The organism is Kineococcus auxinigenes (genome assembly GCF_050871525.1).
Classification (GTDB): Bacteria; Actinomycetota; Actinomycetes; order Actinomycetales; family Kineococcaceae; genus Kineococcus.
On record NZ_JBKBCT010000082.1, the window covers coordinates 1 to 16,754 of the forward strand.

A 16,754-nucleotide genomic window follows, 5' to 3' on the forward strand; every position below is an offset into this window, starting at 1 on the left:
CCCCCCCCCCCCCCCCCCCCCCCCCCCCCCCCCCCCCCCCCCCCCCCCCCCCCCCCCCCCCCCCCCCCCCCCCCCCCCCCCCCCCCCCCCCCCCCCCCGTGCGGGCGCTCAGGTGCGGTGGTGCACCCGGTCAGCGCTCGATGCGCCCAGCGCATCGGCGCCACCGGGCGCACCACCGCACCGGGACACGGTGCACCTTCCGGACACCCGTGAACCGTCTGAGGGCGCACGCCGTGGTGGGCTCGTGCCCCCCAGGGAGCGAGCCCACCACAGCGTGCGCCGGGCACCTGCAGTCAGCGTTTGCAGTCAGCGGCCGTCGCGTCCGTAGCGCTCGTGCGCGGCCTGCTTGGAGGTGCGCAGCACCGCCCCCACCTCCGCCCAGCTGGCCCCCTGCGCCCGCAGCTCGCCGACCACCGCCGCCGGCAACCGCTCGAGCAACTCGCGCAGCACCAGCAAGTCGTCGGGCAGGTAGCCATCCGCGTCGTCGGTGACGTCACGCGCCTGCGCCAACGCACGCTGCGCGTCCCAACGCCGCGCCAGATCCGCCGCCGAGCCCACCAGCTCATCCAGCACCCAGCGCACCTCACCGACACCCCCACTCACGCCCGCACTCGTACCCGCGGCTGTGTCCGCTCGCACCACCCCATCCGCCATGTCGTCAAGACTCCTTGACGGCTCAGCAAGCCGTCAAGGCACCCTGACGACACGCGGAAACACCACCACCAGCGCACCCGACTTTCCGCGATCGCCCGCACACCACGACGCCCCCTCTGCCGGTGCGCCCAGCGCGCCGGCGCAGCCCGCCAGGGCTGCAGCGCGTGCGGCGCCCCAGCGCCGCACGCGCGCCCACTGCAGCGCCGCTGTGGTAGGCGCAGTCGTTGTTGTGGTCGTGGTCGTCACCACGCCGGGGTCGGCGATGCACCGTCACCTGAGCGGGCCGCCCGAACACCGGCGTGGCGGTGGTCGAACGCGGCGTGCGGCGCCGTCGCGCTGGGCGCGCCAGCGCCGCACGGGCGACCGCGTAGACCAGCACCGCCAGAAACGAGCTCGCAGCACCAACTGGCCGCGTCCGCCCACCGTGGCGGCAGCAGCCCGCACGACGTCACCGCCCACACCACCGACAACCTGCCGCAACACTCACGCGGCGCCTGATCGGTCACACCTCTTGCACTACGCGTGCCTGCCCAGAGCAGCGCTCAACACCCGTACGCAGCGCCGCGCACCCGCACGGCAACGGCCCCCGCCCGGAGGACCCTCCGCGTCACGAATGCGGCGTAGCCAGGCGACGCAGCGCGCTCTCCTGGATCTTCACAGCGAGCAGCTTCACGTCCCTGTAGAAGCGGATGCTGGCGAGGATCTCCTCCATCGCGTCGCCACGCTTGGCGGCCTCCAGAAGAGGCCCGTTGATCTCGTCGGCCTGGCGCAGCTGGTGAGCGACCATCTGCAGCACCATCGGCCGCAGCTCGGGGTCGGTGACGATGAGCCGGCACCGCACGAGCACGCGCTGTAGCTCACGCACCGACTCCCGCAAGGCTTTGCCCGAGTCGGTGTCGACGTACTCCAGGACGTCGTCGAAGGTGCCCTTGCCCATGAGGAGCGAGGCCATCTCCGCCTGGGGTGCCCAGTGCTCGACGGCATCGATGAGCTCGATCAAGACGTCGCGCTGCTCCAGACGTCGCTCGTTGAGCTGGTCCTGCTGGCGCTGCTCCCGGGTGAAGCGCCGAGTCAAGAAGACGCTGCTGAGGCCGGCGCCCAGACCGAGGAGACCGGCGAGCAGAGCGGAGAGGATCGGCGCCCACCAGGGCATCAGCAGGACCTACGGCAAGGGGTGTCACGCACTCCCTCACGATGGCAGCGGGTGGGCTGGAGTAGCGGATTCCGCACGGTCTGGACGGAACTACCTGATTTGGCTAGCCCTGATTGAGCCACTCGAAGAAAGTTGGGGAGCCGTCGGCGTGTCCGGGCAACGGTCGGCGATCTTGCTGCCACGGTGTGCGCCATGCCAGGGAAGGCCGCACAGCTGGATGCGCAGGGTTGGACCGCTGCGTGGTCCCCACGACGTCCCCTGGCCACCGACGACCTCACCCGCGGCTGCTGGCGCCAGAGCCGCCCTGACGCCCTGGCCCGCCGCTACCTGGAGCACTCCCCCAAGGCGCTGCTGTCGATGCTCGTCGTCGACGTCGACCACCCCGACACCCTGCTGCGGGCCATCAGCCGCCCCCTGGAGCACCCCGAGCCCTCCTGGGTCGCCGAGGGCGTCAGCGGCCGCGGGCACGTCGGCTGGGTGCTCTCGGCCCCCGTGTGCCGCACCGACGCCGCCCGCACCGCCCCCCTGGCCCTGGCCGCCCGCGTGCAAGAGGGCCTTCGCCGGGCCCTGGACGGTGACGCCGGCTACGCCGGGCTGCTGACGAAGAACCCCACCCACGAGAGCTGGCACCCCTACTGGGGCCGCGCGCAGCCCTACGAGCTGCGTGAGCTCGCCGAGGGCCTGGGCACCCTGCTGCCGCGCTCCTTGCCCAAGCACGCCCGCGAACAGAGCGGACTGGGCCGCAACCACCACCTCTTCGAGGCGCTGCGCACCTGGGCCTACCCGGCGCGCTACCGCTACGACGACCGCCAGGAGTGGGAGCAGACCGTCACCGCGGTGGCGATCAACATCAACACCGAGTTCGCCGTGCCTCTGCCGCAGCCCGAGGTCGGGCACACCGCGCAGTCCGTGGCGCGCTGGGTCTGGCGCAACCTCTCCCGCGAGGGCCTGGTGCGTGTACAGACCGCCCGCGGCCTGAAGCGCGCTGCCCAGCCCAGCGCCTCAACTGCCCGAAGCAAGGCTGGCAAGAGCAGCACACCCGCTCAGACGGAGGCACGCCGCCGCAACGCCGCTAAGGCATCCTTGACTCGTCGGAAGGTGACGGCAGAGCAGATGGCGGAGGTCGTGCTGTGAGTGCTCAGCGACCGGCGCGTCGGAAGATGACCGCTCGAGAAGCCGCTGCCCACTTCGGCGTCTCCCCCGCGACCGTCAAGCGCCTGGTGGCGGAGCCGCGCGAGGACTTCCTCGCCCGGGCCAAGGCCCGCCGCGACCGCGCCGTGGAGCTGCGCGCCCAGGGCCTGAAGCACCGCGAGATCGCCGCGGAGATGGACGTGCCCATCGGCACCGTCGGCCGCCTACTGCACGAGGCCAAGAAGCTGGCCGCATCCCAGGACACCGAGCACTCTGCGGTCTAGCCAGCGCTCAGCCAACGTCTACCCAATGGCTACCAATTTGGTAGCCATTGGGTAGACGTTGGCTAGAACCCGTGGCTCTTCAGTTCCGCGTCCAGGGCCCGCTCGATCAGCCGCCCCTGCGGGATGCGAGTGGCCTGCGCACACGCGACCAGCCGCTCGTACAGGTCCGTGGGGATGCGGGCCCCCAGCTGCTTGCCGCGGCGCGGGATGCGCGTGGGTGCCTGCCCGGTGGCCGGCTGCTGGCCGGGCTGCTCGGCGAAGGGCCGACCGTTGTCCGGCGCCGGGGTGAGCATCGGCGCCGGCTCGGGCGCCGGGGGAGCGGCCTGCGGCAGGCGGGTGGCGGGCTTGGGCATCAGGAGACCTCCTCGGACGGGCGGACGCCGGCGACGTGCAGGACGTGCTCGGCCAGCTGGCGGTAGACGTCGGCGACCTCCCGGCCGGCGGCGCCGAAGGCGCGCACGGGAGCGTGGGCGCCCTCTGCCTGGCGCACCACCGCCCGCCGCGGCACCGGGGCCAGCACGTCGGGGTACGAGGAGCGCAGGAAGTCCAGCAGCTCGCCCTGACGGGCCTCGCGCGCCAGCGCGGTGGGCAGCACCCCCAACAGCGCCGGGGCGGCGCCACCGCGGGCGGCGCGCACCTGCGCGAGGACCTCCAAGGTGCGCGGGATGCCCTCCAGGGCGTTGTCGGCCGCCTCGCTGGCCACCACCACCGCATCGGCGGCGTGCATCGCGGCCAGGAACAGCCCGCCCAAGCTGGGCCCACAGTCGAGCACCACCAGGTCCAGCGGGCCCGGTGGCTCCTGCAGGCCCACCGCCAGGCGCTGGGCTGCGCCGGGGAAGGTCTCACCGTTGCGGGCGGCGAGGTCCTGGTTGGCCGGCGCCACCCGCAGCTGCGGCGACCAGTGCTGCCCGGCGGGCACCGCGACCTGGTGCACGGTGCCGGCCTGCACCGGGGCGCCGGCGCGCTCCTGTGCGGCGTACAGGGCGTCGGAGACGGTCAGCTGCTGCGGCTTGCCGAAGGCGTTGCCGTCGAAGACGCGGGCGGTGGCGTCGGTCAGGGCGGTGGCGTTGCCCTGCTGATCCAGGTCCACCAGCAGCACGTGCGCGCCCAGCTCAGCGGCGGCGTCGGCGAGGTTGGCCGCCGTCGTCGTCTTCGCCACCCCGCCCTTCTGGTTGGCGATCGCGAGGGTGAACACGGGCGAGCTCCTCATCGGCGATAGGTAGATGGGGACTAGCCACGGCCTACCAGTGGCTACCCGGTGTCTACCAGAGGGTCGGTGCCCGCGAAGGGAGCCACGCCGTCGCGGGCTCACGAGCCCGCGATGCTACGGGGTGCCGACCTCCACGGTGCGCCCCATGACCGCCCCGCTCCCTTTTCCAGCACCGACCGCCGAGACCGCCGGCATGACGAACACGACCTGCCCGAGCCCACCGACCACCTGCCTGATCCCTGCACCGGGCACCTCGCCCACCCTGCCGCCCGGAACCGGCTCGGCCGTACTGCTGCCGTCCACGCCTGCAGCGGCCGCGCCGGATGCGGTCGATGCCTTCGTCGCCGCGTGGGTGACCGTCACCGCCCTGGGCGTCATCGCCGTAGTGCTGCTGATCTGGCGGCTGACGCCGGTGCTGCAGACGGTCGCCGCGAAGGACCCGAAGCAGCTGCCGGCGACCATCTGCGCGATCGGCGGGCTCTTGGGGCGCCACCGGCGGTGAGGTCGCCGCCGCTGCCGACGCATGGGCCGGTCGTCACCGCGGCGACCAGCGACGCCGGTACGGTCCGACGATGGGCATGAACTCCAAGGCCAAGCGCGACGCGAAGGCCAAGGCGAAGGCGAAGCAGCAGCGCGCCGGGCAGCAGGGCTTCGGCCGCTCCAGCTTCTCCGCCATGGGTGACCCCTTCGGCGATCCCTTCGGTGGCGGCTTCGCCCCGGCCACCGGTGTGCCCGGGGCCCTCTTCCGCCGCTCGTGCTCGGAGTGCGGCTCCGAGGAGCTGGACTGGATGAGCGCCGGCGAGCTGGCCCAGCGGGTACGCGAGGAGCAGAAGCCGCGGGTGCAGGAGGGCATCGACTTCCTCGGCGCGGCCTCGGAGGCATGGTTGTGCGGCAAGTGCGGCAACTTCGGGCTGATGAGCTGACGCTCTCCAAGGCCCGGCCTTGTCGGTCTCTGCTGTCACGATGACGTGGCAGCACTGAAGCTGCCGAGAGGAGTGAGCCATGGCCAAGGGCGACATCCACACCAGCAAGCAGGGCGACCGCTGGGTGAACAAGGCAGAGGGCAACCAGCGCGCATCGAGCAGCGCGCCCACCAAGGCGCAGGCCCAGGCGGACGGGCGGCGCATGGCAATCGACCGGGGTGTCGAGCACGTCGTGCACCGCGAGAACGGCCAGATCGGGGAACGCAACACCTACCCGCGCAGCCGCGACCCCCGCTCGTCGAAGGGCTGAGGACAGAGACGGGCGCACCGCAGACCACGGCGGTGTGCCCGTCTCACATCGGACCGGTTGTGAGACGCGGTAGGGGAGTGGCCTCAGTGCTCCGACACGCCGTCTCACAACCCATGACCGACGCGGGAAGGCGGGGAGGCCACGGCGTGAGCCGCGACCTCCCCGCCCGGTAGTGCGGAGAGAAGCCGCCGTTATCGACTGAGCCGGAGGTGGGCAAAGCTCACCTTTCGACTCCTCCTGGCCAAGCTCAGCTGAGCTTGCGCTGGACCAGGTCGTCGTCAAGCTGCTCCCACTTGCCGTCGACGAAGGTCTTGAAGTCGTTCAGGACGTTGACCTGGCCGTCGTAGGCGCGCAGGACGACCTCCAGGATCGTGGCGCGACCGCGGGCAAGGCCCTTGTCCTTCTGCAGGTCCTCCTTGCTGGGCTTGATCCACCGCCCGTTCGCGCCACGGACGGCACGCTCGGTCTGCACGTGGTCCAGCACGGAGGTCTCGTAGAACCGGCCGGCGTTCATCAGCAGGCCGTGACGGGCCCAGTCCCGGGGGACCAGGAGCAGCTCCTTGCCATTCACTACGGGCAGCTCGACCTGGGCGGTGGTCCACTGCAGGCCGGCGGGGTCCCAGACCTGCCGGGTGACCTTCCTGGTCGTGTGCGGTGCGGTGGTGAACTGCGGGTACTGAGCGACCACGTCGGCGGTGAACCTGGCCAGCGGCTCGAAGACGATGCGCGTGGTCAGGTCGGAGGTGATGTCCGTGCCGACCCCCTCGACGAACAGCGGGATGTCTTCCAGCTGAGTGAGGATGCCGACCCTGACCAGCACGTTGATGTCGTCCCTCAGCGACTGGTAGATCCCCGCCCCGACGTCCTTGGCGCCTCCGTGCCCCTGGAAGCCGGCGGCGGCCAGGCCGAGGCGGGTCTCCCACGGCTCCTCGAAGTGCTGCAGGAGGTCCAGGCCACGGGCCTGGTCGGTGGGACGCTGGCTGATCACGCAGCGGGCGACCTCGCGGAAGAAGGTCTCCATGCAGTGCACCGCCCCTGCCGCGAACGGCTGGGGCGAGCGGGCGAGGCGGATTGCGTGCGGGTCGAGGAACATCGGCTTGTCGACGTCGACGTCGACGTCGAGGAACGGCACCCGAGGAACGACGGGGATGCCGTAGTGGTCGGTGACGTGCTTGCTGGCCCTGCTGGGCATGGTGGATCTCCTGGGCATCGCGATGAGGCGCGGCGCACACGGGGACCCGACATGGGTCGGGTCCCCGGCGAGTAGAGTTCCAACCGCCCTGAGAAGCAGCTCGAGCCCCGTCCCGCAACGCCGAGACGGGGCTCGACGCTTGTGTGACGCACCTCGCACAGTACTAGAAAGATCACCAAGACACCTACGGACACGCCCATCGAATCGCAAGATGTTGTGTCCTGATGGCGTGCGTGTCCCACATCTAGTGGGTTGCGCCCTCTTCATCAGGGGCGTCTGCTAGCTGCAACGACCGGGCCGATGCCGTGCCCGCGAGTCGTTGTGCTCACGATCCATAAGGGTAGTAGTCGCCTCCGACACTGGCGGGGCGGCGGATCACAGCTCAGCGGCTTGCCGGCCCCCGCCCGCGAGGTCTTGGTGCCTGTTCTGGGGGCTATGCGGTCGCGGCTAGCGGACTCCCTCGCCGTCGCTCTCTCCGTGCGTCAAGGAAGCGGCCAGGAGGTAGTTGGGGGAGCGGTCGAGGCTGTGCCGGGAGCGGTCGTAGCGCCGGGTGGTGCGCGGGTCGGCGTGGCCCATGGCGTCCTGCACGTCCTGCAGGGCGGCGCCCAGACGCAGGTTCTCGGTGGCGTAGGAGTGGCGTAGGCTGTGCGGGGTGACGCCGGCAGGCAGGCCGGCGGTTCGGCAGAGCCGGTCGAACTGCTGCTTGGCGCTGATGTACGGGTAGCGTCGCTCCCCTCCGGCGGCGAGGAAGAGCGGTCCGCTGGTGCGCTCTGCGAGGTAGTCCTCCAGCGCCCGCACGACCGGGGGCGGCAGCGGCACCCGGGCGCTCTTGCCGCCCTTGCGGGTGATCTTCAGCACGCGGTGGCCGTGGTCGTGGCCGAAGTCGCGCACGTCGGCGCCCAGGGCCTCGGAGATGCGCAGCCCGCAGAAAATCAGCAGCGCGGCCAGCGCCGCTGAGCGCGGGGAGTGCTCGCCGGCCGCGCGCAGCAGGCGGCGCAGCTGCTCGGCTGTCAGTCCCACGGCTTGGCTCTCATCGCTGACGCGCGGTCGGCGCACCGAGGCGACGGGGGAGTGGGTCAAGAGCTCGGCGTCGTGGATGGCGTAGTCGTAGAAGCGCGAGAGCGCGGACAGGCGCCGGGCGATGGTGGCCGCGGAGGCGGGTCGGGCGGTGCGGGCCTGGGGCTGGCTGCTCAGGTGCCGGACCCAGGCGTCGACGTGGAAGCGCTGCGCGGCCAGGGGGTGCACGCCCAGCTGCTCGCACCACGCCGCCCAGGCTTGGATGTCGCGGCGGTAGGCGGTCTGGGTGTGCCCGCCGTAGCTGAGCAGCCAAGCCGCGGCCAGGCGGTGGAAGGGGTCATCGCTGGAGGAACCGGGCAGCCGGTCCAGCGGCGCCGGGCGCACCGGGGGTGCCGCCGCGGCGATCGGCGCAGGGGCCGGCACGAGGTCAGGGGTCACTCGAGGCCTCCGAGGACGGTGCCGGCGAAGGTGAGGACGAGGCTGACGTAGATCCACGCCAGCCCGCGGTGCGCATCAGCTCGCTGAGACTCATCGAGCCCGGTGATCGACTGCCGCAGCCGCCGCTCAGCGTCCTGACGGTCCACGCCCTGTTGATCACGCAGGGCGTTCAGGTGCCCGTAGACGCCGTCGAGCTGCTCGGTGAGCAGCGCCAGCCACTCCCGGTCGGTGACCGTGTCGGGGTCGATGGGACGAGGGCCCACCTTGATGCTGAAGCTGCTGGTCAGCGTGGCGGTCCCGGACAGCTGCACGTTGGCGGTCCGCACGACGGGGCGGCGACGCAGGCGGGCCCAGGTGTCCTCGATGCTTCGGCGGGTCCACAGCCGCACGCGACCACCGCGCCCGCGCAACCAGCGGATCGAGCGCGAGGTCGCACCTGCCAGGCTCTGGCGAACCTCGTGCACCCCCCAAGCGCCGGCGAGCAAGCCGAGCACCTGCAGCAAGGTGGCGACAAGCGTCACGGCGTCATGGCCCTCGAAGGGATCACACCGCCACCTTACCTATAGATAACTTCCTTTATCTACGGGTCGGTGTTGGCCTCCAGGAAGCCATCTACTTCAGGCATGAGCGGTCACCCGGTGCGCCGGCACGGCCGGCGCGGCAGTGATTGCGGCCACGACGGCGATGCCCAGAGGAACGACGGCGGCCAGCACCACGGTGCTGGTGTAGCCGCCGGTAATGGCGTGCCCGGCGGCCAGCAGCAGCGGCCCGAAGGCGGTGGAGGCCACGCTCAGGGCGGTGACCAGCCCGCGGATGGAGCCCAGGTGCTCGGTGCCGAAGTACCGGGCGTACGCGGCGGCCTCGATGGCCCGCAGCGCCCCGCTGGCCGCACCCAGCAGCACCCCGTACCCGATCGCCCGCAGACCCGGGGCGACGAGCGGGACGGCCAGCAGGCTGGCGGCCAGCAGCAGCATCGAGGCGCTCACGCACCACTTCGGTGCGATGTGGTCGGCCAGGGCGCCGATGCCCAAGGTGGCGGCCAGTCCTGCCACGGTCTGCGGCACGAAGTTCGCCGCGGCCTGCGCGGCGCTGAGCCCCTGCTCACCCAGCAGCGAGATCTGGTGGAAGTTCAGCGCCGTCGTCAGCATCCCGGAGGCGGCCAGCCCTGCGGCGATCGCCCAGAACATGCGCGTGCGCACCGCTTCGGCACGCGTCCACGAGCGCGGCGGGTCAGCGGCCACAGCGGGCGAAGCGCCAGCGGAAGCCCCGCCCGAAGGGACACCGGCGGTGTCTTCTCCTGCCCCCGGGGCCGTGCCGGCGACTGCTTGCTGGTGCGGCCGCGGCTCCTGGGCGCTGCGTTGGCCAGGAGCCCGAAAGACCAGCAGGGCCAGGGGTAGCACGATGAGCCAGACCGCGAGGGCCTCGATGCGCCACGTCGCCGCTGTGCCGTGGGCAGCGATCAGGCGCTCGAGCAGCACCGGGGCCAGGGAGATGCCGCCTGTGCCGACCGCGGAGGTCACCCCCAGCGCCAGCCCGCGCCGGCGGGTGACGTGCACGGCGACCGCCGTGGTGGCCGCCAGCCCCAGCGCTCCCTGTCCGGCCATCCGGATGCCGGCGAACCCGGCCGTAAGACCCACCAGGCCGTCGACGAAGCTCATCGCGAAGAGCACGGCGCCGAAGGCGAGCCCCACCACGGCCATCACCGGGCCCACGCCGTGGCGGTCCAGGAGACGGCCCACCAGCGGCAGTGCCAGGGCCCCCGAGAGCGTGCCGATCAGGTAAGCGGTGGAGACGGCGGTGCGGGAGGTGCCCAGCTCGGCGATGAGCGGGTCGATGAACGCTGAGACGCCGGTGGTCTGCCCCGGTGCCGTCATCACCGTGGCGAGGGCCGCGGCTGCGACCACGAGCCACACGGGACGAGGACGCCACCGTCGGCGGCGCGAGAGCGCGGCCGGCACAGGGTGCGGGGCTGTGGTGCGTGCGGGTCTGCTGCCCGCGGGTGACGTCACGGTGGTGGGAGACCTCCAGCTCAGGTGGTGGCCGCCCGGGACCCCTGTGGGTGGGGGCAGGGTCCCGGGCGGCGTCGTGGGCGAGCGTGGTGCGCAGTGCGCCGCACGGTCGCAGGTCAGCAGCGGCCGGTCAGTGCCCGGTCAGTGCCCGGTCAGTGCCCGCCACCCAGGTGCCCGGCCAGGCGCTCGTAGCGCTGCGCGCTGGCCTGGTTCAGCCCGGTGATGGTGGCGTGCTTGCCCTTGGCCGCGTACTTGGTGGTGATCGCGTCCAGGGAGGCGACGGTGGAGGCGTCCCACACGTGGGCGTTCGACAGGTCGATGACCACCTCGTCGGGGTCCTCGGCATAGTCGAACTGGTAGACGAGGTCGTTGGAGGAGGCGAAGAAGAGGGAACCGTGCACCCGGTAGCGGCGCACCCGCCCGTCCTGCTCCAGCTCACCGGTGACGTCGACCAGGTGCGCCACGCGCCGGGCGAACAGCAGCGCGGCGACCAGCACGCCGACGACGACGCCGATGGCCAGGTTGTGGGTGGCCACCACGACGACCACCGTGGAGACCATCACGATCGTCTCGCTCTTAGGCATGCGGCGCAGCGTGTTCCACCGCACCGAGTGCCAGTCGAAGGTGCCGACCGCCACCATGATCATCACGGCGACCAGGGCGGCCATCGGGATGATCGCGACCACGTCGCCGAGGCCGACGACCAGGATCAGCAGGAACAGCCCCGCCAGGAACGTCGACAGGCGGGTACGGGCACCGGAGCGCACGTTGATCATCGTCTGGCCGATCATGGCGCATCCGCCCATGCCGCCGAAGAAACCGGTGATGACGTTCGCCGCGCCCTGCCCCCAGGACTCCCGGGTCTTGTGCGAGCGGGTGTCGGTGATGTCGTCGACCAGCTTGGCGGTCATCAGCGACTCCATCAGGCCCACCAGCGCCATCGCGAAGGCGTAGGGGGCGATGATGCGCAGCGTCTCGTACGTCAGCGGCACGTTCGGGAAGAACAGCGCGGGCAGCGAGTCCGGCAGGGTGCCCTCGTCGCCCACGTTCGGCACCAGCAGGCCGGTCGCGACGACCGCGACGGTGATTACGACGATGGCGATCAGGGGTGCGGGCACCACGGTGGTCAGCTTCGGCAGGAACACCATGATGGCGATCCCGGCGGCCACCAGCGGGTACACGATCCACGGCACGCCCTGCAGGTGCGGCAGCTGCGAGGTGAAAATCAGGATGGCCAGGGCGTTGACGAAGCCGACCATGACGCTGCGCGGGATGAACCGCATCAGCCGCGCCACGCCCAGCAGGCCCAGGACCACCTGGAAGGCGCCGGCCAGGATCACCGTGGCAATGAAGTAGTCCAAGCCGTACTGGCGCGCCACCGGCGCGATGACCAGGGCGATCGCCCCGGTGGCCGCGGAGATCATCGCCGGGCGCCCGCCCAGGAAGGCGATCGAGACGGCCATCGTGAACGAGGCGAAGAGCCCCACGCGCGGGTCGACCCCGGCGATGATGGAGAAGGAGATCGCCTCGGGGATCAGCGCCAGGGCGACGACCAGGCCGGCCAGGACCTCGGTGCGCAGCACCGTCGGGGAGGTCAGCCACGCCGGCCTGCTGAACCGGCCCGGCCGGCCCGGCTGTCGTGGAGCGTTCGAGGGTCCGCGCGGCGCGGGGACCGGTGCGGCCACCTGTTCGGGGTTGGTCAAGGAGCGCTTCCGTTCGTGCTCACGGGGCGCACCGCAGCGCACCCCTGGTGGCTGTTGCCTGTCGTCTCCACCAGGACGCGACGCTGCGCTGGTTCGTCATCGAGAAGGTCTGCTGAAGACCGGAGCGCCACGCGGGCGCATCGACGGTCGCACCGGACCAGCACGAACAACCCTAACGTAACGTCAAGGTTGCGTCCACGGGGTCGACCCATTCCGCCCGCACGGGTGGTCATGCGCTCTTCCCGGCCAACACTGCCGTTACGTGAGGGTACTGTCCCGAGCGGGGGACGAGCAGGGCCGATGGGCACCGCAGGGGGAGATGTGACCAGCGCTCACGAGGATGCCCACGAGGCTTGCAGTGCCGACGGCGCGCCACCTGCCGCAGCGGCGCAGTCGCGGGTGGGGCGATTGCCGCGCCCACGCCGCGGTGCGGTGCGGCCACGGCCCTCGCTGGCCGAGGCCTTCGACCCGCGCGGCAACGCCTTGGACGTGCTGCGCCTGGCCTTGGCCGTCGTCGTGGCCCTCACCCACGCCACCCTGCTCGGTTTCGGGTGGCAGCCGGTGTGGGGCTCGGCGTACCTGGGGGATCTGGCCGTGGACGGCTTCTTCGTCCTCAGCGGCTTCCTCGTGGCCCGCAGCTACCTGCGCCTGGGCTCGCTGCGGCGCTACGCCTGGCACCGCTTCTTGCGGATCATGCCCGGGTTCTGGGTGTGCCTGCTCGTCGTCGCCGCCGTGGTCGCGCCGCTGGCCGCGCTCTTGTCCGGCCGCCCGGCGACCTCGGTGCTCACCGGGCAGGACACCGCCGTCAGCTATGTCGCTTCCAACGCGCTGCTGCGCATCAACCAGCTCGGTGTCGACGGCGTGGGCAACCCGGCCAACGCAGGCGATCCGTCCCTGGACGGGTCGTTGTGGAGCCTGTTCTATGAGGCGCTGTGCTACGGCGCCGTGGCCGCCCTGGGCGTGCTCGGTGTCCTGCACCGCCGGCGCTGGATGCTCGCCGCCCTGTGCGCGCTGCTGTGGGCGGCGACGATCGCCGGCGCGGCCGGGGTGGACGTCGGCTCACCGCTGGTACTGCGCCTGCTCTTCGTCTTCCTGCTCGGCTCGGCCGCGTTCCTCTTCGCCGAGCGCGTGCCCGTCAGCGCCGCCCTGGCGGGCGCGAGCCTGGTGCTGATCGCCGCCGGGCTGTACCTGCTGCCCGATCACCGCGCTCTGGCCGGACCCGCCTTCGCCTACCTGCTGCTGTGGGCGGTGGTGCGCCTGCCGCTGCGCCAGCGCCTGCGCTGGGACCTCTCCTACGGCCTCTACGTCTACCACTGGCCCATCTACCTGCTGCTGTCCCTGGCCGGCGCCAGTGCGTTCGGCGTGCTCGCCTTCACCGCACTGGGCCTGCTGATCGCCGCCGCGGCCGCCACCGCCTCCTGGCTACTCGTGGAAGCACCCGCACTACGGGCCAAGGACGCCGCCTGGGTGCAGTTGCCCCTGCCGCGCGCAACAGCTCTGACGGCCCGCCGTCGTCCCAGCGCCAGCAAGCACAAGACCCCCCGCTCCTAGGCTGGGCGGGTGAGCGCTGCAGATCCCGGCGACGTCGCCACCGGTGACCGCCGATCACCCCGCAACCGCACCGGCGAGCCCGCTTCGACGACCCCGCAACCTCGAGCAGGCACCCAGCACAGCGGGCAGGAGGGCTGGATGCAGGTCGGTGAGCTCGCCGAACGGGTACGGCTCTCGCACCGGACGGTGCGCTACTACGACGACCAGGGACTGCTGACCTCCGCCCGCAGCTCGGGCAACTACCGCCTCTACACCCAAGCCGACGTCGAGCGGATGCTGCTCATCCGCCGCATGAAGCCGCTGGGCTACACGCTGGAGCAGATGCGCGACGTGCTCACCCTGCTCGACGCCCTCGACGCAACACCCCGCCAGGACCATCCCGGCACAGACCACCGTGACGACCGCCCCGAAGACCCCGGCGCCGAGCGCACCGGCGAGCGCACCGTTAGTGCAGCCTCCGGCGGTACCGGAGCACCGAACGCTGAACAGCTGCGGCTGCAAGACGTGATCGAGGACGTACGCCGGCGCCGCGACCACCTCGCGGAGCAACTCCACAGCGCTGACGACTTCCTGACCTCCCTGCAAGAGCGCACGCGCCACCTGTGACGAGGGCGCCTTGCAGGCATTGCTGCACTACCTGACCTGTACCTGAGGCTGCCCCGGGTTCGCGTGCTCAGGCCACCGCCGGCATCCCTCGCCCCATCGGACGACTAGGACTCAGCGCCCCAGTCCCTCCTCACGCCCAGCACCACCAGAGCGGTCACCGCCCGTGCGGTTCGCTCTGGTCTGCGCCGCTCGCGCGGCTGCCGTGACCGCACGCGTCGCTGCCGGCGCGCTTCGCTCCGCAGACCCCGTGCGCGCACGGCCCGACGTGCGGCCCTGGCCGGGCGCGGGCCCGAAGGAGGCCTCACGCAGCCGGCGCACCTGCTCCAGGTGCGCCTCCTCACGCGCCCGCGCGGCGATCGCCGCACCGGCCTGCTCCCCACCGTGCCGGCGCTGCGCCCACCATTGGTCGTCGCCCTGCACGAGGGCGGCGACCACCCGCGGCAGCGCCTCCAAGCGCTGCGTCTGCTGCTGCGCGACCGCGTCGGCCTGCGCCTGCTCCACCCGCCGCTCATGCCGGGCGCGGGACTCCAGCGCCTTCTTCGGCACCACCACCGCCGGCACCGCGACCGGTGCCTCGAGAACCGGCGCGACCTTCGACCACGACAGGGCCCGGTCCAGCTGCGAGGCGCGAAACCACACCGCCTCCCCCGCCGGATCGACGTGCCCGGGCAGGGTGAAGGAGTACCCGCTGACCCGCCCACTGGCCGCGACGTTGGCGCGGTACCCCACCCCGGCCCGGTCGAGTGCGGCCTCGAAGCCGTCGCGCCCGGTGCCGGCTGCGGCGTCGACCGCGGCGCGCACCCGCTCGGCCAGCTGCACCCGCTCCGGGGCCGCCCCGGTGCGCTGCCCGCGCCGCCACTCCCCGGCACTGAGCTGGTGATCGGCGGTGCGCTGCGTGTCCTTGCTCGACACCCTCGGCGCCACCGTCAGCCCGTACAGCTGCTCCAACTGCGCGCACGCCGCCTGCGCCGCGCGGTAGTCGTTGCGGGCGTGCCACACCCGCCCGTCGAAGCCCACCCGACTGACGGCGATGTGCACGTGGTCGGCGCCGTGGCGCACCACCACCCACGGCTGCGTCGCGCGCTCCTGCCACGGCACGTCCGAGCCGATGGGGTCCACGAAGCCCATCGCCTCGGCGAACAGCCCCGCCGCCTCCGCCCACTCCTCATCCGAGAGCACCCGGTCCCCGGGTGCGCAGCGCAGTGAGGCGTGCCAGATCGGACGCGTGATGTCCGGCCTCGTGCGCGCCGCGTCGCTCAGGATCCACGCCCACGTGGTGCCGTCGCGGCTGCCGTCCAGGCACACGTTGCCGCCGATGACCGCACCCCCTAAGCGCCCGGCGTACACGTGCTCCTCCTTCGTGCCCGGCCCGTGCAGGTACGCGGCCAGATCCCCGGCCCGCTCCCCCCGAGTGATCTTCGCGATCACCGCGCACCACCACCCGCACCACCGCGCCCGGCGTCACGTCCAGCGCCGGGCCCGGCGTCGCGCTCACCCTCGCGCAGCCAGGGGTTCACCGGCTGCTGCCCCGGGCGCTGCGCGGGGCGATCCCCTGGCCCCGGCGCACGTGACGGAACGCTCGACGGTGCACCTGACGGTGCGCTCAGCGGTGTCCCGAACGGCGCACTCGGCGTCGCCGGCGCCACCCGTCGCGGCGCCCGCTTCGCCTTCGCCGCCGCGGCCACCGCAGCCCCTCTCGACGCTCCCGGTGACGTCGCCGACGTGCCGGCACCACCCCTCGAAGCAGCAGCCGAGCCACCCGATGCCGCCACCCGCTGCTGCACCAGCGTCATCACCGCGCGCACCTCCACCACCGCCGCGCGCAGCTGCGCCAGCACCCCCGACTGCACCCCGTGCACGTGCACCGCGTGCACCGCCTGGTTGAGGTTGTTCGCCACCCGCGAGAGCTCACCGCGCAGCACCGACGAGCGCGCCAGCACCTCCGCCAACTCCATGTCCACGCCCACACCCGCACCACCCGGCGCACCCGCAGACGTCTCCTTCGACGTCCGCGCTGCACGCCCACCCCGGGCCCGCACCGCACCCGCATCCACACCCTGATCCAGCCGCGCGTTCACCTCATCGCGCACCCACGACCCCAACCGACCCCGCCCCGCAGCAGCAGCCGCCGCCTCCCACGCCGCGTGCTCCTCCGGCGTCAGCCGCACCGCCACCGTGCGCGTGCGCTCACCCGCCATGCCGGCCTCCTTTTCCTGCCGGTGCACCACCCGCAGGTGACGCACCACGCGGTGCGTTTCCCGGCGCGCTGCGCGCCGGCCCTGCCTCTCGCCCTGTCCCGTGCCCGGCGCCCCCAGCGCCGGGCGTGCTGCGCGAACGAAGTGAGCCAGCACACCGGCTCGCCCCCCCAGGGCGAGCCCTGCCAGCGAGCGAAGCGAGCGGGCAGCGAGGTGGCTAGCCGTGAAGCGCCAGCGTAACGCTAGTCATACCTCGCATCCCGGCCACCTGAGTCTACCGGCGCGGGTCCTTCCGGCGCGCCCTAGCCCGCCGGGGCAGCCCGCCCGGCTGCATAACGTGCGGCGCCCCAGCGCCGCACGTGGGCCGGCCCGGCCCGG

The 16,754-nt window shown here is 72.4% G+C and carries 18 protein-coding genes; 7 read left to right on the forward strand and 11 right to left on the reverse strand.

Translation table 11 applies throughout. The features are described from left to right. Positions 1-306 precede the first annotated feature (306 nt). Positions 307-573, reverse strand: a complete 267-nt coding sequence (locus ACRYR9_RS17105; protein WP_432499176.1) for a helix-turn-helix domain-containing protein — start codon at positions 571-573, stop codon at positions 307-309. Positions 574-1,261: 688 nt separating this feature from the next. Further along, positions 1,262-1,807: a hypothetical protein gene (locus tag ACRYR9_RS17110; RefSeq protein ID WP_432498150.1), complete on the reverse strand. Its 546-nt coding sequence runs from the start codon at positions 1,805-1,807 to the stop codon at positions 1,262-1,264. Positions 1,808-1,999: 192 nt separating this feature from the next. Here ACRYR9_RS17110 and ACRYR9_RS17115 point away from each other — a divergent pair, with 192 nt between their 5' ends. Both ACRYR9_RS17115 and ACRYR9_RS17120 read left to right on the forward strand, forming a co-directional pair. Next, on the forward strand, positions 2,000-2,941 hold the full coding sequence (locus ACRYR9_RS17115) for a replication initiation protein (protein WP_432498153.1): 942 nt from the start codon (positions 2,000-2,002) through the stop codon (positions 2,939-2,941). 26 nt (positions 2,942-2,967) lie between these two features. After that, complete coding sequence (locus ACRYR9_RS17120; protein ID WP_432485811.1) at positions 2,968-3,222, forward strand: sigma factor-like helix-turn-helix DNA-binding protein; 255 nt, start codon at positions 2,968-2,970, stop codon at positions 3,220-3,222. A gap of 62 nt (positions 3,223-3,284) precedes the next feature. Here ACRYR9_RS17120 and ACRYR9_RS17125 read toward each other — a convergent pair whose 3' ends face one another. Together ACRYR9_RS17125 and ACRYR9_RS17130 are read right to left on the reverse strand one after the other, a co-directional pair. Then, a complete protein-coding gene (locus ACRYR9_RS17125) occupies positions 3,285-3,575 on the reverse strand; it encodes a ribbon-helix-helix domain-containing protein (RefSeq protein ID WP_432485812.1) in 291 nt (96 codons plus the stop codon). Beyond that, positions 3,575-4,417 (reverse strand): ParA family protein, encoded by an 843-nt coding sequence (locus tag ACRYR9_RS17130; RefSeq protein WP_432498156.1) that lies wholly within the window; start codon positions 4,415-4,417, stop codon positions 3,575-3,577. The genes ACRYR9_RS17125 and ACRYR9_RS17130 overlap by 1 nt, the downstream gene beginning before the upstream one ends. Positions 4,418-4,577: 160 nt before the next feature. On the opposite strand from ACRYR9_RS17130, the gene ACRYR9_RS17135 reads away from it, so the two are divergent. The 3 genes from ACRYR9_RS17135 (at position 4,578) to ACRYR9_RS17145 (ending at position 5,665) form a co-directional block, all read left to right on the forward strand. Then, complete coding sequence (locus tag ACRYR9_RS17135; protein WP_432498159.1) at positions 4,578-4,934, forward strand: hypothetical protein; 357 nt, start codon at positions 4,578-4,580, stop codon at positions 4,932-4,934. 70 nt (positions 4,935-5,004) lie between these two features. Next, entirely contained in the window at positions 5,005-5,355 is a 351-nt protein-coding gene (locus tag ACRYR9_RS17140; protein WP_432498162.1) for a hypothetical protein, read from the forward strand. Between the two features lie 79 nt (positions 5,356-5,434). Then, the gene (locus ACRYR9_RS17145; RefSeq protein ID WP_432498164.1) at positions 5,435-5,665 is read left to right on the forward strand and encodes a DUF2188 domain-containing protein; all 231 of its coding nucleotides are present in this window, start codon (positions 5,435-5,437) and stop codon (positions 5,663-5,665) included. A gap of 247 nt (positions 5,666-5,912) precedes the next feature. On the opposite strand, the gene ACRYR9_RS17150 is transcribed toward ACRYR9_RS17145, so the two are convergent. The 5 genes from ACRYR9_RS17150 to ACRYR9_RS17170 all read right to left on the reverse strand — a co-directional run bounded on the left by ACRYR9_RS17150 (position 5,913) and on the right by ACRYR9_RS17170 (position 11,919). Continuing rightward, on the reverse strand, positions 5,913-6,857 hold the full coding sequence (locus ACRYR9_RS17150; RefSeq protein WP_432498166.1) for a hypothetical protein: 945 nt from the start codon (positions 6,855-6,857) through the stop codon (positions 5,913-5,915). Between the two features lie 447 nt (positions 6,858-7,304). Further along, positions 7,305-8,297 carry a tyrosine-type recombinase/integrase gene (locus ACRYR9_RS17155; RefSeq protein WP_432531161.1) on the reverse strand — a complete coding sequence of 331 codons (993 nt, stop codon included), beginning with the start codon at positions 8,295-8,297 and terminating at the stop codon, positions 7,305-7,307. An 11-nt stretch (positions 8,298-8,308) separates the two neighbouring features. Beyond that, positions 8,309-8,833, reverse strand: coding sequence for a hypothetical protein (locus ACRYR9_RS17160; protein ID WP_432498172.1), 525 nt, complete (start codon positions 8,831-8,833; stop codon positions 8,309-8,311). 96 nt (positions 8,834-8,929) lie between these two features. After that, positions 8,930-10,216, reverse strand: a complete 1,287-nt coding sequence (locus ACRYR9_RS17165; RefSeq protein ID WP_432498175.1) for an MFS transporter — start codon at positions 10,214-10,216, stop codon at positions 8,930-8,932. Between the two features lie 257 nt (positions 10,217-10,473). After that, complete coding sequence (locus ACRYR9_RS17170; protein WP_432498188.1) at positions 10,474-11,919, reverse strand: SulP family inorganic anion transporter; 1,446 nt, start codon at positions 11,917-11,919, stop codon at positions 10,474-10,476. 537 nt (positions 11,920-12,456) lie between these two features. On the opposite strand from ACRYR9_RS17170, the gene ACRYR9_RS17175 reads away from it, so the two are divergent. Both ACRYR9_RS17175 and ACRYR9_RS17180 read left to right on the forward strand, forming a co-directional pair. Further along, positions 12,457-13,575, forward strand: coding sequence for an acyltransferase family protein (locus ACRYR9_RS17175; protein ID WP_432498177.1), 1,119 nt, complete (start codon positions 12,457-12,459; stop codon positions 13,573-13,575). A 9-nt stretch (positions 13,576-13,584) separates the two neighbouring features. Continuing rightward, positions 13,585-14,181: a MerR family transcriptional regulator gene (locus ACRYR9_RS17180; protein ID WP_432498180.1), complete on the forward strand. Its 597-nt coding sequence runs from the start codon at positions 13,585-13,587 to the stop codon at positions 14,179-14,181. Between the two features lie 111 nt (positions 14,182-14,292). Here ACRYR9_RS17180 and ACRYR9_RS17185 read toward each other — a convergent pair whose 3' ends face one another. Together ACRYR9_RS17185 and mobC are read right to left on the reverse strand one after the other, a co-directional pair. Then, positions 14,293-15,609, reverse strand: a complete 1,317-nt coding sequence (locus ACRYR9_RS17185) for a relaxase/mobilization nuclease domain-containing protein (protein WP_432498183.1) — start codon at positions 15,607-15,609, stop codon at positions 14,293-14,295. Beyond that, complete coding sequence (gene mobC, locus ACRYR9_RS17190; protein WP_432498185.1) at positions 15,606-16,142, reverse strand: plasmid mobilization relaxosome protein MobC; 537 nt, start codon at positions 16,140-16,142, stop codon at positions 15,606-15,608. Before mobC ends, ACRYR9_RS17185 begins: the two co-directional genes overlap by 4 nt. Positions 16,143-16,754 lie beyond the last annotated feature (612 nt).

Coding starts and splice junctions, on each gene's coding strand:
- ACRYR9_RS17110 (WP_432498150.1), bottom strand. CDS start 1,807: ATGCCCTGGTGGGCGCCGATCCTCTCCGCTCTGCTCGCCGGTCTCCTC.
- ACRYR9_RS17115 (WP_432498153.1), top strand. CDS start 2,000: ATGCCAGGGAAGGCCGCACAGCTGGATGCGCAGGGTTGGACCGCTGCG.
- ACRYR9_RS17120 (WP_432485811.1), top strand. CDS start 2,968: ATGACCGCTCGAGAAGCCGCTGCCCACTTCGGCGTCTCCCCCGCGACC.
- ACRYR9_RS17125 (WP_432485812.1), bottom strand. CDS start 3,575: ATGCCCAAGCCCGCCACCCGCCTGCCGCAGGCCGCTCCCCCGGCGCCC.
- ACRYR9_RS17135 (WP_432498159.1), top strand. CDS start 4,578: ATGACCGCCCCGCTCCCTTTTCCAGCACCGACCGCCGAGACCGCCGGC.
- ACRYR9_RS17140 (WP_432498162.1), top strand. CDS start 5,005: ATGGGCATGAACTCCAAGGCCAAGCGCGACGCGAAGGCCAAGGCGAAG.
- ACRYR9_RS17145 (WP_432498164.1), top strand. CDS start 5,435: ATGGCCAAGGGCGACATCCACACCAGCAAGCAGGGCGACCGCTGGGTG.
- ACRYR9_RS17150 (WP_432498166.1), bottom strand. CDS start 6,857: ATGCCCAGCAGGGCCAGCAAGCACGTCACCGACCACTACGGCATCCCC.